Genomic DNA, 16718 nt, shown 5'->3' on the forward strand with positions numbered 1-16718 from the left:
AACATTACAATTTGTATAAGTTCAATTTCTTTTTTGCCCTTGTTGATGACTTAAATGTTTTATTGGGGCAGTTAGCATAATTACTCACCAAATCCACTATGTTGAGCTGTCGCCTTTCATTTTCCTGCCAACAGCAATTGGACGCTTTATATTGAAATACTACTCCTTTATTAAAAGGTATATACACTGCTTTTTTACCGGTGTTCTGAAGTTTCAACACATATAACTTTGGCGTTTCTTCTATTAAAAATACCCCATCGGCTTTCGTAATGGCATTATAATGGTCTTGATTAAACGCTATGGAAATATGTGTGATGACATTGGCATATCGGTTATGGCTTAAATAGTTCTTTACACTTATATTTTCATTATTGTTTATCGCGTCTACTACTGCTACTTTATCTACAATTTGTAGTTGTAGGTATTTCGGTTTTTCTGTTATGGAGTCTATATACTGAATAGGGACATCTGCCGTTTGTGATGCTTTGGCATTTATAAATTGATTGTAGGAGTGTTTGTTGAAATCAGTAGGGTAAACGTTAAGTTTTATGGGATGTTTGTATGTAGGTATGGCGGTACCATTAAACCCCTGTTGTAGTATATATTCCTTTTCTGAGCCAATATGACCCAACACCAATTGTTGTGTGGTTTTTGATGTGGTGTCCTGATTTAAATACATTGTTTTGCAACTGCATACTGTGAAGAGTAAGGCTAAGATTTTTAGAGCTTTAGCAATATTATTAATGCCAAAGCTTTTGGCAATAAACATGTACATCTTTGTAGGTAATTTGTAAACTGAATAAGAACTCCTGTTCTGTTTGCTTAAATTAAAGGACTTGCAATATAACCGTTGTTTCTTATTGGTTTTAAAACCATTTTTAATGCAAGGATGTTTATAACATTTGCAGTTCATAGGTGTAAAAAGGTAAATATTGTAAAATAATGAGTTTTACCTAAGAAAAAAGTAAGCGTTTCGCTTACTTTTGGTAAGGTTTTCATGTTTTTAGCCTATGCCGTCGCATGAAAGGATTCGTGTGGTTTCAACTTCATCAGAAATCTAAATACAACAAGGCGCTCTAGTAAAACTTGCTCTATCGCTATTACTTGTTTGTAGCGATTGCTTTTTTATAGCTTATGCTAAGAAGCCAGTGTCATCAATTTTCAAAATAGTATCATCGCCTTGAAAATTTCTAGCACTAGAGTATTTCCAATCTACAGGATTGGTAACAAAGCCGCTCTTAACCGGGTTGTTATGAATATAATCTATCTTTTGTTTTATCACTTTTTCGCTCCATAACTCTATAGGTTTGTTATGGTGTTGCCAAAATTGGTATTTGCTTGTTGTTGCATTCTTTTTTCCTGCGCGTTCAAACATCCATAATAGCCATTCTTTTCTGCTTTCTTGCGGATTGTTTTCTAAAGCTTCTATTATTTTTTTAGCTGTATGGCTTTTAAAATCTCTTAATAATTCTGAAGGCTGCTCATTGCTTGACCTAAATATTAAATGTACATGACTAGGCATAAAACAATAGGCATATAATTCCATGCCTTTTGCTGCTCTGCAATACCTTATACTTTCTGCTAATACATCAAAATAAATATGTCTTGTAAAAACATCTATCCAATTTACTGTTGCGAATGATACAAAATACAAACCTTGTTTGTTATGGAATTTATAGTTTCTGCTCATGTAACTAATGTATCAAAAACTTGATTAAGTACAGCGGTAGCGGGGAATTAATCATCTGATTAGTAAACAAATACAAAAAATAGACCCATAAAAAAATACACTCTGATTATCACATAATTACAAAATAGACTTTTAATAGTTTTATTCAAAAAAAAAGGTTCGACCACCTTCCTTCTAAGTGAGGTATTCGAACCTTTTTATTTCTTTTATTACTCTTACCACCACTAAGCACAGCTTAGCGGTAGCGGGGGGCTACCGCTAAGCTGTACTTAGTGGCCGCAAACTATTGTAAAAGCTTAATTATCTTTATGTAATAATTTTTTTTACTCTTATCGCCACTAGTCACAGACTAGCGGTAGCGGGGGAAATTAAACCATCTATAGATACTGCTAAAAGCATAGCAGATGAACTTGGTGTTACTATCGATTTCCTACTTGGTGGCGATGATATGATTATGGATAAAGAGTTACTCCAAAAAATTAAAGATATTGAGAGTTTTACCGAAGAAGAAAAAAACAAAATCTATGATTTAATTGATATGGCTATCAGTTATCATAAAACAAAAAAAGCATATATTTCTTAACTATAAAATTACTTTATAATGAAAAAAAAGTCCATCATATTAGCCGTTTTAGCAATAGTTGTAGTTGTTTTGGCAATAGACATTTACAATGTAAATACAAAATAAAATGAGCTTCTTAATGTTATTGAAGAAAAGAAAGCAGAGATATCTATTTTAAGAGAAAAAGGTGATATAGATAGAAGATACCCAGCTATTGCACAACTTAATGAAGTAGTAGGGGATTATAATATTTGTGTAAAAATATTTCCTAACACTCTTTACAATAAAGTAATATTAGGTAAAAAACCAGTAGAGTATTTAATAAGATAATTTACCATTTTCCACTAGCCCCACTACCTCCAAAACTACCACCACCAAAGGGCATTGGTGAGGATTCTACGTTATTAAAATAAAACACTAAAAATAGTGTAACCAATAGAATTAATAAGACTAAAATTTTCTTTTTATTGAGTTGAAGTTTCATATTTATAAAAATCACATACACAGACAGAAATACCGCCTGTGTATGTTTGAGTTAATATTGATTTTACCAGCTTCCACTAGCTCCTCCGCCTCCAAACTTTCCTCCGTCATCACTACTATTAGTGGTAGTCGTTGTTTGAGATTCATTAGTAGTAGTATTACTCTCTGTTTCTCCTGATAAAAGAACTGATGCTGCTATTATAATAGCATAAAATAAACTTTCCATTTTTTATATATTTAAATTAATTTTTATTTTCTTTCCAACTTCCACTAGCTCCACCGCCTCCAAAACTACCGCCTCCAAAGCCGTCACTAAAACCACCTGATTCTGTAGAACTTGGTTTATTCATTTTGTTCAATTGCTTTTCAACAGAACGCAACTCATTTTCTAATTGCCTTACTTTGTTTTCAAGTGCCTTTACTTTTAATGTGGCTACACCATTAGCAGTCATAACTGCCTTACCATAATAACCTTTTAAAGCTGCATCTGTGCCAGCTGTAAATCCAAAATTACTAACCGATATAGCCGTATCTAAATCAGAGCCTCCTGGTTTTTTCCAATCTATATTAACATCCCATTTTCCATTTTTTTCATAGATAACAATAATATCAGCAACTAAAGCCTCTATAACTCCTTCTAGTTTCGTTGGGTCTTCTTTGTACTTTCTTTTAATTTCATCATTCTGCTCTTTTAATTGATTAAGTACGTGCATTATAGCATCAGCTCCTTGATTGTATTTCCCTAATTGTGAAATTACTCTTTTCATCCTACTGGCATTGGTCAACGCATTTTGTGCATCGTCTAAATTTTGCCTTAACTCTTGCCTCTTTTTTCTTAGTTTATTCTCATCATCATTATCGTCATCGCTATCATCGCTATCATCGCTTGCTTGATAAACTGTGATAAGGTCATCTTGTGTTATTCCGTTTTCTTCCATCCATTCTGCTGTAGAAGTTGTACCACTTGGGTCAGCAAAATATACAGGATTATTATCAAAAGCAGTATACGTAGATTGTTGGTAATGAGTTACTGGGTCGATACCAGTCCACCTTGCAATGGCTGGGTCATACTGTCGCCAATCCATTTCATAAAGATTTAATCCTAAAGATTCCTCATATTCTACTCCTTGAAACGTTTCATACTTATTTTCTACACCATTCACAACATTATTGTAACCTTTATGTTCAAGTCCAAAAGGATAGTAGTTATTTTCTTCAATAATCTCAAGATTGGGATTACTCGCAGTCCCTATATTTATATATGTGAGTCTAACGTTCCCTAAATGATCATTGTACTGATAGGCATAATTGTAACCCCCTTGGTTATCGGGTTCTATATAGCCTTCTGGGTGGTTAAAAAACTTTAGCACGTCTCCTTCTCCATCATCTTCATTAATGTAAGTGTAATTCCCTGCATATACGGTTGTGGTCGGCCATCCATTGGCATAACTAAAAACTTTCTTCTTTTGTTTTACACCTGTGGCATCATAAACGTACGAAATATCTCCAACATTGCTATCAAATGTTACCTTTGTTGGTAAATTTAAATGGTTATATTCAATAGTATTAATACCTTTGTTTAAATCTTTTACCATATTACCATTGGCATCGTAGGTATAATCATCAAGACCTGTGTTTGCTTTTACGTTGCCATCCTTAAAGCCTTCAATGCCTGTTGTGCTTAAACCTATACCATCTTTTACATTTAGTAATTTATTGCCATAATAACTATAGGTTAAAGCATCCATCGCCTTAGAACCACCAAACCACATATTTAGCGGATTATTTAAATCCATTGGCATGTTACGGTTCATCCTTAAAATATTTCCATTGCGATCATAGCCAATACTTACATTATATTTAGCAACGCTAGTTCCTCCTTCTGCCCAATTTGCATTAGTAAGCCTGTTTAATGCATCATAATTGTATCTATATTCTTTTATACGATTGTCATCATTATTAGTTTTCCATAGGGTATGGCTAATATTACCATTATATAGTGGTGTTATACTACCAGTTACAGCACCTTCAGGTTGATTATAGGTTAGCCCGAAGCTAAACAAATCGTTACCTATGTTATAGGGATCGTTTATGGTTTTTAACCAACCTCTTATATTGTATGTATAATCTACGTTTTGTAATCTGTTGGTATTAGTATTACTACCACCTACACCTTTACTTTCTAATTGTCCCAGCTCATCATAGTGGTTCTCTACGATTACCTCTAAGGCATTTGTATTGTTTAACTCTTGGGTGTGTTTTTTTAATCGTCCCATATGGTCGTATGTAAACAGGTCCTCGGTTATAATAGTATTTGTACCCTTATTATGTTCTGTGACCATTTTATCTACTGCTCCCGTGAAGTCTAGCGTGTTTTTTACAATATCTGTACTTCCAAGATATGTATTTTTGCTCATAACATATATTGGTCTTGCTTTAGCATCATAACCTGTTACTCTGGTAATCCAGTTTGGTTGTTCCAGCACTTTTACTCGACTGCCGGTAGCTAAGCCTTTGGTTAACTTTTTACTACTACTGGAATTATTATGGTTGATGATATCTTGCCCGTCCCAACTAGAAGGTAACGCTTGTCCATCTGTATTAAAACTATAATCGTCGTAATAGTTGACCGTGAGAATCTCTATATTGGTATTTGGAAAACTCTGGTTACTATAATAGTTATAACTGCCTTCGGAGGCTTGTTTACTTTCATATAAATTATTAGATGTATTCGTTGTATAAAAAGCATCTAAATTCCCCTGCATTTGGTTTTGGTCTTGTAAACTGGGATGTGTATATATACCTGTGTACACTATACGCCCAAAAACGTCGTACTTGGTGAATAGCCATTTATTGTCTGCCCTTAAATTAGCATCTTGTGTTAATATAGGTCTATCTAAATTATCATACACAATATATTCCTTTTCTTTTCCAGGGATTTTCTTTTCTACAAGCCTGTTACGCTCATCGTATTTGTATTGGTAGGCTAGATTGTTTAGGTCTGTTTCGGTTATAATAGTTGGGTTTGTGGATTGAAGGTGAAATAACGTTTCTGACCTAAAAGAAAAATCACCACCAGCAGATATTGTTACACCATTAGAATTAAAATATAAATCGCCATTTTGAATGTAAGCGGTCCCTAATGTATATTCTTCCCCTAATTCACTATAAAAAGTAATATCACCTAGATCAATATATGATGCATCCATATCTATGTCTATATCTAAACTCGTTACTTTACCCGAATTTAGAGGTACATTTGGACTACCCTCAAGATAACCATATGAAGAAAACCTTCCCGACCCAGAAGAAAGAGAAATAGACATTTCAAAATAATCATGGCCGCTTCCGGTGGCAAAGAAAGCAAAATCACTAGGTAAAGAACCTGACGAAAAATATTCACTATAATGTATGTCATTTTGTAAAAGACCTAAATACGTAGGCAACTCTGGTGGGAGTACAAAGGTTAAACTACCATAGTCATCATATACATAATACGTGTCGTGCCATTTAATTTTATCAAAAGTTCGTTTTAAGATAACCCGCCCTTGCTTATCCTTATATTCTTCTGTGGTATGGTTTTTTTCATAACTGTTATTAGGTTGCCAGTTCTCATCTTTGGTGATAGTTTTGTACAATTCATTAGGTTTGTAAGTCCCACTTTCTACTAATGTTGGTGACCCGCAGGTTAAATCAACCTCAAAGAAGCGTACCATATCAGCTTCTGTATTAGCTCCATACTCAAACTTTATGGTATGGTCGTTATCACTAGTCTTGTCGACCGCCCAATCATTTCCTGGGGCACCTTGTTCCAGCACTCTATTTAAGGGAGAGGACTCCAGATGCATTTCGGAGTAAGGATTTAGTGTGTTTTCATACTTTAAAGTATTGTAGAAATTATTAGTAGCCGTTAGAGCATTTGTTTGGTACTGCCCGCAACTGCTGGTCATGACATAAGGCAAATAATTCTTATCCTGCCTTCCAAAGGTATCGTAGTCAATATGTGTAATTATATCTTGTCCTTGTCCTCCAGCTCTTATAGCTATACTCTGCATAGGTCTACCTAATCCATCGTAATACATTACGCTTTCTCTACGTTGGTTACTAGATAGTGAACCTAGGTTATTTACTCCCTCTGTTGGTGTTATGGTATAAACATAATTCTGGTCGCTTAATGTACAATCTACTATAGGGCATCCATTATTAGCTTCTGTTCCTTGTAAAAAAGGGCATTGGTCGTCATCATTATCAACATATCCCGATGGTTGAGTCCATTGGGGGGGAGTAGAACTATTAGGATCGCCCAGACCATCACCATCGCTATCTTGGTAATATGGTTTTTTAGTTATCTCGCCAGAATCTTCGCTCCAGAATCCTGAATGTGCATTATATGCTCGTAAATAACAGGCTGTTGCACCAGATGGAAGTACTATCGTCTCCCCACTACCGTAACTTGTACTTGTTCCTGTTGGACTACCCTGCCAATACCAAGTAATATCCATGTCTGTATGTGGTTCCCCTACACGTTGTATTGTTACAGTGCCTGTTGTGCTACTTAAAAAAATAGGGTTCGGCGGTGTATCGGGTATGGCAGGAATAACCGTAACCGCTAACGATCCATCGTCCACAAAATTGGAATTGGAATCGTAAAGTTCTGCATAAATCTCATATTCTGAAAGATGACTAAATTCTATTTCAAAAGAGGCTCCTGTAATAGAATCATTATGATAGTCATTAATATCATTATCAAAAGCTTGCCAATACCAAGATGTAAGTCCAGGGTTTATGTTACCATTTAAGTTATCGAGTGTATAGGTTTCAGTCGCATTTTCATGTACCTTGGTTGGTCCTTGTATATATGTGTTTTGAGCTGTAATATTAACAGTAAGCATCAATAAAAATAATAGGACAATCGTAATTTTTGAAGTGCTATTTGTATGGCAAGTATTCATAATATTGATGTTTTAGTTTTTATATAATGTAACTCAGAAATTAGTAAGGGTTGATGGCTCTTTTGTTCTGGAACTAGAACCAATTGCGATGTATTTAGTAGTTTTAACATTTGGTTACTTATCCTTTCATTGGCATGGGTAATCTCAATACTATTTGTCCCTGGATTGTATGTCCAAGCACCGCTTGATGTTTTCTCATTTTTTAAGGTCAGCATATACTGCCCTTCTTCGGTAAGTTCCAATTTTCTCTCCTTACAGTGTTGCAAGATGCGCTCTTGCTTCTCACTAGGCATGGTATCCCATTTGGCTCTTTGGGAAAGCTCCATACTATTTATTGATATAGTGTCATCTAAATTCCAAACACCAACCAACAAACTAGCCTCTATTGCTGTTTGACCGTAAGATAGACCCGTAAAGATGAATACAAATAATATGATTTTATATTGTCTAGGTTTCATGATGTATTGGTAAATTCTGTTACTGTTGTCCTTTATAATGGTATTGGTTCTCGCTAAGAATCTTACCTTCGGCGTCCTTGACTACTTTTAGACGATTGAAATCGTCGTATTGGTAATAGGTGGTGTAGCCACGGGTATCGGTTTTTTGGGTGATTCCTACTAATTGCTTGTGTGTGTAAGTAGATATTATAGCGTTATCTCCAACTAATGCCTTTATCTCGTTGTATAGTGTCTCGCTATTATAACTAAAAACTTTACCATTCAAGGAGCCTACAGCACTATAAGTAGTATTCTCAATTTTCGCCATTACATAGTTGCCTGTTGCATCCCACAGATATACACTACTATGGCTATCATTTAGATTAATTTGAGAAATTAGATGGTTATTATAAGTATATGTTGCTTTTTCGGGGAATGTATAAGGATTCGTTGCATCTTTCGGAAAGTGCGTTCCTCTCGGTTCGGCAACGAACAACGCTTCTGGCTGACCATCAATTTTGTATTTGGTCTGAGTTCCAGATATAAACTCCCCGTCATTATAGGAGCGCATATCTAAGGGCTTTGATATTATATTATTGGCTTTTAAGCCGAATATATTGTCGCCTGAGTAACTATAGTCATTTGGGTAATGAAAATAATCAGTCTTAATTTTACCATCACTGTTTTTATTTTCTACAGAGCGTAAGTAATTTTCGGCTGTGTAGTTATAGCTTATTTCTTGTTGTAAAGACCCACCAGAATCCGGAAAATAATCTGTTACTGTTGTCTTATCTAATCTTATGTAACTAAAAAGTTTAGTGTAATTACTAATGAGATACCTGTTAAGAGACATAACACCATTCTCTTCATCTTCAGAACCTTCATTATCTATAAATTTATGTACAATTAAACCATACTGTTTTTCTATATATGGCGAATCATATTCATTGTCTATTTTTTTAACAATATTACCATCTGAGTTCAGGGTTACCTGTTTTAGAACCGTACCCTTTAGGTAATCATATTCTGTAAAATCGCCTATAGGATAAGCCAAAAAGCTTGTATTTCTCCAGATACTACCATCATTAGTTCCATAAAGATTATTAGGGATTTCTATCAAGGTGTTGGCACTTGCGGGGAAGTTGGCAGTTCCAAAAAGTTCATAATTCAGATATATATAATTCTTGGCGGGCACAGCCACCTCTTCTTTAAAATAATAAATGTTTTTACCGTTTTCCTCTTCTGAACTTGATGTAAACACCTCTTCAACCTCCTTATAGTAAATATGGTATTTCCCTAATTTATTCTGCGGAAAAACTTGGGTGTAATGAGGGATGCCTACAAACCTAGTCCGGATATGATTTCCAGAATAAAACTCAGTCCAATTGTTAGAATAATCATTCCATATGGGTTTGTACATATTAGAAACCTTAATTGAGGGATTAATTAAAACACCGCTTGACTTTACATTATATCTTGGATTAGTAGAAGGAGTCAGAGATCCAGATGAAATACGTTGGTAATCCTCATCATGTAAACAATACCAATATTCAATTACTTTGGAATTCCCATCCCCATCTACAATTTCCTTTTTTGCTATTCTTTTGCCCTGTATAGGTGAAGTTGTTTGGCCACTATGAGAAAACTCAGTATTTGAACCGTAAGCAGAATAACCATGATTCTCATATTCGTAAGATTCATAACCACCCGTGGGAAAATCAACTTTTGAAAGGAGAAAAGAATAATGATTAACTCCATAACTGGTAAGACTATAATCATGCGTATAACCATCGTCTTCTTCCCATCCCCAAAATATAGGTTCCATGCTCCATCGTCTATGAGCAATACTTATTGGAGTTGGAGTACTAGCCCAAGAATATTTATTGCAAGTAAAACCTGGACTACCACAACCATTAATCGAAGTAGGTCCAGGTCCAGGTACAGTTTCATACTCAAAAGTGTATGGAGGTAAATAATTATAATTTTTATCATATTGTTTAAGCCAATTAAGGACTAAACTATCTTCATTGCCGTTGTTACCCAATTCAAACCCTTTTATTAACTGATCATTTTTATCATACAACTCAATAGATGAAATTCGTCTAGACTTTTTAACAGGGTCATTATAGGATATATCACTACGTGGTGCAGAATTAAATAGAACATAACCCTTATCATAAATAATTTTTTTTATTCTCCTTGAGCAATAAGTAACTCCAAAAGAGTGATAAGGTGAATCTTTCGTGTAGCAATCCATATCATATTCAAAGGAAATTTCACCACCTTGTGGAGCATGTATTTCTGTTAAAAACCAACTTGCTGTAGATCCCTCAATACTAACACTTGTTCCCTCCTCAAAAAAATACTTTAAGCCATCATCAGTAGTTATTTTATAGCCACCACTTGGTAAACGCTCAATTTTGAAGGTTATGTTTGGAAATAAGATGCCCGTGTAAGTATTATTTGTTGTATCGTCCGATTTAAAAACAATCTTACCAGAGTACCCATTAAACGAATAATTAAATTCATCAGGTTCTTTATCTAAATGTATATGATCCATAGCCTTAACAAACTCATTATCAAAATAAGGGGGGTCATGTTCATTTTCTGCTTGATTATGTTTACCGCTTAGATAGTTAGGTGAGGACTTCCATGCTTTATAGTTAGATGCAGAGTCTCTTTGATCTCTAACTGTGTGTGAGATTACACCGCCCGCCAATAGAGACCATCCCAAACCAACATTAGATGCTATTCGATCCTCAGGTCTAGTAAAGCCACCCTCTGAAAAAACGATGGAGATTGGAAGTTTAATACCCTTTGATTCTAAATTAAATAAAGGAATGCTCATTGACACTTGACCAGTATGGAGATCCTCAGTTGCAGTCCTTACATTAAAATATTGCTGAGCGTTTATACTAGGTTCAATTATTCTTGGTTCTTGTCCATATGCTATGGATATAGCAATTAAAAATATATACCTAAGTATTTTCATAGTTTTGGAATTAGGATTAATGAATTAACTATTAACACTTGATCAGTTGTCGAAACTGCTGTTATGAAATGTTCAGTAAAGTTAATTCGAAGGAAAAATCTAATACTAAGGTTTTAATGTACTTCAAGTAAGGTTTGTTTGTTTTATAAAAATCTGTATTTTCATCTTCATACTCACTAGCTAAGGGCATTTTTGAAACCTTTAATAAGCCTTACGCAAACTAAGGGGAAACCTTACTTCTGATTTAAGAATAGTAAATATTTTTAGTTGCTCTTTTAAAGGCGAACCACAGGAAAAACCTTTATTTATGAGTGCCAACAAGATTTTAACAGAATGAATAAACCATTAAACACCCTCATTGTTGAAGACCATCAACTTATTATTGATTCTTATAAAATGGCGCTAGATTTTGTTGCCAACAGAGAATCTGATTATAGTTTTAAAATCACGATAAGTAAAAGTTGTGAAGAAGCCTATTTAGAGATAGAACATGCTGCTAATTTTGGAACTGTTGATTTGGTTTTTCTAGACATTAGCTTACCTCCAGCAAAGAAATACAGTATTTTATCGGGTGATGATATTGGAATTAAGGTAAGGCAGCTTTTTCCAAAAGCTAAAATTCTAGTTATAACACATTTAAGTGATAATTATAGACTAATTAATATTTTAAAATGTCTTAAACCCAACAGTTTGTTATTGAAAAATGAATTAGATTTTAATAGGCTTACCGAAAGTATCTCAAATGTACTTTATGGTATCCCATATTACTCCCACTCTGTTCTTAAATTAGTGAGGCAACATATTTCTAATGATTTTAACTTGGACCAAATAGACAGACAAGTACTTTACTATTTGTCGCAAGGAAATAAAACAAAGGATTTGCCTGAATTAGTTAATCTTTCATTGGCAGGTATTGAACGGAGGAAACGCAAGCTGAATGAAATATTTAATAATGATAAAAAGTCGGACAAAGTGCTCATAAAGATAGCTAAGGAAAAAGGCTTTATTTAAATGTATATAATAATGAAAAGAGTTAAAAAATTAAAGGCTTACAACCTACAAGAAGTATTAATCGTATTAGTAATAATTGGTATACTGCTTTTATTGGCCTTACCAAATCTAATGCCACTTATTGCTAAAACGAAAAGCGTTGAGGCGCAGACACAATTGAAATTTATATACAACTCGCAAACCACTTATAGGTATATGTACTCTAAGTATGCGCTGGATTTAGATGAAATTGATTTTGAAGCACCACGTACTGTCAATGAAAATGGTACTAGTAATTATAATTATGAGCTATTGGCTGCGGATAACAATAGCTTTAAGGCAAGAGCTACCGCCATAACAGATTTTGATGGTGACGGTATTTTTAATGTCTGGGAAATAGATGAGACAGGGACTCCTAAACAAACCGTTAAGGACTAATGGTCTTTATAAAAATAATATTGATATTATCGCTTTTTGCGGTTCTGTTTCAAGATATGAAAGAGCGCAAGGTATTTTGGTTCATGTTTCCTTTAATCGGGATATTATCAGGGATCTTATATTACTATAATACGTTGCCAGAGCTATTTTTTACATCATTTTATCTCAATCTTAGTTTTATTAGTATCCTCATCTTAATTGTTTTCTTGTACTCTAGATTAAAACTTAAAGAGAGTTTACTTAATGTCATTGGCCTTGGTGATATATTGCTTTTTATGGTACTATCAGCATCATTTTCAACGGTATCATTTGTGGTCATTTTTTTAGGCGCACTTATATTTTCTCTTTTGTTGCATGTGGTAAAAACAAAAGACTTTAAATCGCCTATTTCCGTTCCTCTAGCAGGATATATGTGCTTGTTTTTTTCTATAGCCTATATTATACAATGGTCTGGCATATCAGTTAATCTTTATTCACTCTAAAACTATGGATCATGACTTCAATATTCCAACATCTTTACTACAGCTTATTAGTAGTGAACAGGCCTATCATTATAAAATTATTCCTGTAGCATCAGAACATGATACTATTACTTTTAAATCTGATAGCCCTTCCGAAAGTTTAAAACGTGAATTGAGCGTTATTTTTGGAAAAGACGTTCGGCTACTTTCTGATTCTTCCGAAAACATAGATTTATACCTCACAAATAATTTTAGAAGAAATAGCTTATCAACAGCTGAAGATCTCCATTATTCCAATGATTTTCTAGAGAAAATTTTATTGTCGGCAAAAGCTATTGGAAGTAGTGATATTCATTTTGAGCCTTACGAGAACAAATGTCGGGTTCGGTTTCGTATAGATGGAAAACTTAAAGAATACTTCATTATTAATTTATCTGAATACCCAGTAATAGTCAATAAACTAAAGATTAAGGCTGGTCTGGACATTTCTGAAAAGCGTTTGCCCCAGGATGGTCGTATCACTGTAAAAACTAATTCAGGTGAATTTGATATTCGTGTATCCAGCTTACCTACATTACACGGTGAAAAGATAGTGCTGCGTTTATTAAGTAAGGATGCGAATCATATTGAACTATCAGATTTGGGTTTTACCGAAAAAGAACTGAATAGCTATAAAGAATCTACAAAAAAAACTAATGGTATTGTTTTGATTTCCGGCCCAACAGGTTCTGGAAAAACAACAACGCTTTATGCTACATTAAAATTACTAAATAATGATTTGACCAATATTCTTACTATTGAAGACCCAATAGAATATACATTGGAAGGTATCAATCAAGTACAGCTTAAAGAAAATATTGGTCTGGATTTCTCTAGTGCCCTACGTACATTTTTGAGACAGGACCCCGATATTATTATGGTTGGTGAAATTAGAGATGTGAAAACAGCGAATATGGCTATTCGTGCTGCTTTAACTGGGCATTTGGTGCTCTCTACAATTCACACTAATTCGGCTTGGGCCACCATTTCAAGATTAATAGATATGGGTATTCCTGGGTTTTTAATTGCCAGTACTTTAAACGTAAGTGTAGCCCAGCGTTTGGTTAGAAAGCTATGTAACAATTGTAAAACGAAAGATATTGTAACCTCATCTTTATTTCCTGAAAACTTTAGGATTCCAAAGGGCTTGAGGCATCATTATACACCGGTTGGTTGTCCGGAGTGCTATCACACAGGGTATGCAGGACGAAAAGCGATCTACGAAATTATACCCATTACCAAAACATTAACACCCTTCATCAAAAATAATGCTTTGGAGATTGACGAGTATTTAAAAACTCAAAACATATCAACCTTAAAGTTAAACGCCATAGCATTGGTACAACAGGGCATTACTTCTGTGGAGGAAGTTTATGCTCTATTAATCGATTAAACTATCTAAATGAGGAAGCTCTTATATATCATACTATTCGCTAGTTCAGTTATGTTTTCACAATCTAAGGTTGTAGAATCGGACAATGAGCGTCTCTCATCAATTAAACATAAACTTGAACTGCTTTCTGTTGATAGCCCTGGGTTAAACGACCAAGCTAAAACAGAGATCAATGTTAGTAATATCACGTTATCAAATTTTATTTTGGGCATATCCAATGCCCATGATGTAAACATTAATATTTCAAATGAATTAGATCATATCACTATTTCAAACAATAATTTTTCTGATGTGATAGTGGCAGATTTATTGGTTTTCTTATGTAAGGAATACAACCTGACCATTGATTTCACAGGTAATATACTCTCTATTAAAACCTTTAAACCCATAGAAACAGCTCCCCAAAAATATCCTATCACAGTAAATTACGATCCTAATAATTCTACAATCTCCATAGATACACAAGACAATACACTCTATGAGGTTTTTAAAACCATTATGGACAAAAGCTCTAAAAATTTGGTATTTACTCCAGGTCTAGAAAATAATCCACTAACCATTTACACTAAGGAAATGCCTTTTGATACGGCAATGCACACGATTGCTCTTTCAAACAATCTCTATGTTGAAAAAACCAATGAAGGGTTTTATCTATTTGAAAAAGATGAAGTAAAAAACGACGAGAACCAAAGTATATCAAGACTTAGAAATGCTCAAAACCAAAATTATAAGATTCTAGATTTTGAAAATAAAATTCTCGAAGTAGATTTTCAAAATACATCCATTGCCTCGATAATCAATAATTTAAGTGCTGATTTAGAACTGGATATTTTTACCGCTACACCTCTTGAAAAAGCTGGTTCGTTAACCTTTAAAACCAAATCAATTGCGTTTGATGAACTGTTGGTAAAAATGTTTGAATCTAGAGTTGTGAATCAAATAAGCCAAAATTCAAATCCAAACCCTCAAAACACAAATAACAACAGACCTCAACCTCAAAACAACTCATCTTCTGATGCTTTAGAAACATTTACATTCAAAAAAGAGGGCAACACTTATTTTTTTGGAACAGAAGATCAGCTAAGTGTTCGTAAGATTGAAGTGATACATTTGATGCACCGTTCTGTTGAATTGCTTTCAGACCCAGAAGGCGGAAATTCCAGAAGTAGGACTGTTGGCAGAAATCTTGGCAACAATTATGGAGACTACAATAGAAGTTTTAATTCTGGAATAAACCAAAACACTTTTAACACCAGTTCAAATAATAGATTTGGAACAAATAGACAGCAAAATAGTAGTAGACTCAATGGTAATTCAAACAATTCCAGTATTGGGACTTCACAAACCATCGATGATATTATACCTCCTGAACTGTCAGAAGGATTAGACATACAGGCAGACAATGAGTTAAATTGTTTATATGTCACTGGTTCCAGCGGTAAAATTGAAAGGCTCAAAGAATTTATTACATACATTGATAAAACTGTACCAGTAGTGTTAATAGAAGTGATGTTTGTAGAGGTTAGTAGAAATAATACTGTTGAGACTGGAGTAACTTGGGGTATTGGAGACGAATCTGTTGAAACTAGAGGAGGCATTTTTCCGAGTACAGACTTAACCTTAGGCGCAAAAACCATAAATAAGGTGATAAATGGTTTCAGCGGTTTTGACCAGTTAAATCTTGGTAAAGTTATCCCCAATTTTTTTGCTACTGTAAAGGCTATGGAAAGTAATGGAAATCTTAAAATAAGGTCTACTCCAAAACTATCTACTCTTAATGGGCATCGTGCCACGTTTTCAAATGGGGAAACTTCATATTATACTGTAACACAACGTAACATATATGGAACGGATAACCCACAGACTTCAGAAATAACAAATTATGAACCCATTGATGCCGAATTGGGGTTGACCATAAAACCCTTAGTCTCTGGAGACGGACAAGTTACATTAGATATTTTTGTAATTCAATCAAGTTTCGGAGACCGTATTGATGAAAACGCACCACCAGATATCAGTTCTCGTGAATTCAGCTCTATTATAAGGGTTCAAGATCAAGATATTGTTGTTCTAGGGGGGTTAGAGGAACAACGCCGAAGTAATTCAGGAACAGGTGTTCCCTTTCTAGCACGAGTACCTGTTATTAAATGGCTTTTCAGTTCTAGAAAAAGAGAAGCTTCCAAAGCAAAATTAACAGTCTTTATAAAACCTACAATCATTTATTAATGTTAGAGCACTTAAAATCATATGCTTTGTTTGGAAATAAGGTTTGCGCTATTGA

General features: G+C 34.3%; 12 protein-coding genes. 5 read left to right on the top strand and 7 right to left on the bottom strand.

Annotation, left to right across the window (positions count from 1 at the left end; genetic code table 11):
* Positions 1–4: 4 nt before the first annotated feature.
* Together EYD45_RS07540 and EYD45_RS07545 are read right to left on the bottom strand one after the other, a co-directional pair.
* The gene (locus EYD45_RS07540) at positions 5–679 is read right to left on the bottom strand and encodes a hypothetical protein (protein ID WP_130963929.1); all 675 of its coding nucleotides are present in this window, start codon (positions 677–679) and stop codon (positions 5–7) included.
* A 453-nt stretch (positions 680–1132) separates the two neighbouring features.
* Complete coding sequence (locus tag EYD45_RS07545; protein WP_130963930.1) at positions 1133–1690, bottom strand: REP-associated tyrosine transposase; 558 nt, start codon at positions 1688–1690, stop codon at positions 1133–1135.
* Between the two features lie 454 nt (positions 1691–2144).
* Between EYD45_RS07545 and EYD45_RS17015 the strand changes: the two genes are divergently transcribed.
* On the top strand, positions 2145–2273 hold the full coding sequence (locus EYD45_RS17015; RefSeq protein WP_262708600.1) for a hypothetical protein: 129 nt from the start codon (positions 2145–2147) through the stop codon (positions 2271–2273).
* A 310-nt stretch (positions 2274–2583) separates the two neighbouring features.
* Here EYD45_RS17015 and EYD45_RS16730 read toward each other — a convergent pair whose 3' ends face one another.
* The 5 genes from EYD45_RS16730 to EYD45_RS07560 form a co-directional block, all read right to left on the bottom strand.
* A complete protein-coding gene (locus tag EYD45_RS16730) occupies positions 2584–2736 on the bottom strand; it encodes a hypothetical protein (RefSeq protein WP_165453902.1) in 153 nt (50 codons plus the stop codon).
* A gap of 63 nt (positions 2737–2799) precedes the next feature.
* On the bottom strand, positions 2800–2961 hold the full coding sequence (locus tag EYD45_RS16735; RefSeq protein ID WP_165453903.1) for a hypothetical protein: 162 nt from the start codon (positions 2959–2961) through the stop codon (positions 2800–2802).
* 16 nt (positions 2962–2977) lie between these two features.
* Positions 2978–7687, bottom strand: a complete 4710-nt coding sequence (locus tag EYD45_RS07550; protein WP_130963954.1) for a DUF6443 domain-containing protein — start codon at positions 7685–7687, stop codon at positions 2978–2980.
* A complete protein-coding gene (locus tag EYD45_RS07555) occupies positions 7684–8145 on the bottom strand; it encodes a hypothetical protein (RefSeq protein ID WP_130963931.1) in 462 nt (153 codons plus the stop codon). Before EYD45_RS07555 ends, EYD45_RS07550 begins: the two co-directional genes overlap by 4 nt.
* 19 nt (positions 8146–8164) lie before the next feature.
* On the bottom strand, positions 8165–11116 hold the full coding sequence (locus EYD45_RS07560; RefSeq protein WP_130963932.1) for an RHS repeat domain-containing protein: 2952 nt from the start codon (positions 11114–11116) through the stop codon (positions 8165–8167).
* Between the two features lie 333 nt (positions 11117–11449).
* Here EYD45_RS07560 and EYD45_RS07565 point away from each other — a divergent pair, with 333 nt between their 5' ends.
* From EYD45_RS07565 to EYD45_RS07580, 4 genes are all read left to right on the top strand, one after another.
* Positions 11450–12127 carry a response regulator transcription factor gene (locus EYD45_RS07565; protein ID WP_130963933.1) on the top strand — a complete coding sequence of 226 codons (678 nt, stop codon included), beginning with the start codon at positions 11450–11452 and terminating at the stop codon, positions 12125–12127.
* A 12-nt stretch (positions 12128–12139) separates the two neighbouring features.
* Entirely contained in the window at positions 12140–12544 is a 405-nt protein-coding gene (locus EYD45_RS07570) for a prepilin-type N-terminal cleavage/methylation domain-containing protein (protein WP_130963934.1), read from the top strand.
* A 486-nt stretch (positions 12545–13030) separates the two neighbouring features.
* Positions 13031–14437 (top strand): GspE/PulE family protein, encoded by a 1407-nt coding sequence (locus tag EYD45_RS07575; RefSeq protein WP_130963935.1) that lies wholly within the window; start codon positions 13031–13033, stop codon positions 14435–14437.
* Between the two features lie 9 nt (positions 14438–14446).
* Positions 14447–16663 carry a type II secretion system protein GspD gene (locus EYD45_RS07580; protein ID WP_130963936.1) on the top strand — a complete coding sequence of 739 codons (2217 nt, stop codon included), beginning with the start codon at positions 14447–14449 and terminating at the stop codon, positions 16661–16663.
* Positions 16664–16718 lie beyond the last annotated feature (55 nt).

The sequence above is a fragment of the Hyunsoonleella flava genome, assembly GCF_004310325.1.
GTDB classification, from domain to species: Bacteria; Bacteroidota; Bacteroidia; order Flavobacteriales; family Flavobacteriaceae; genus Jejuia; species Jejuia flava.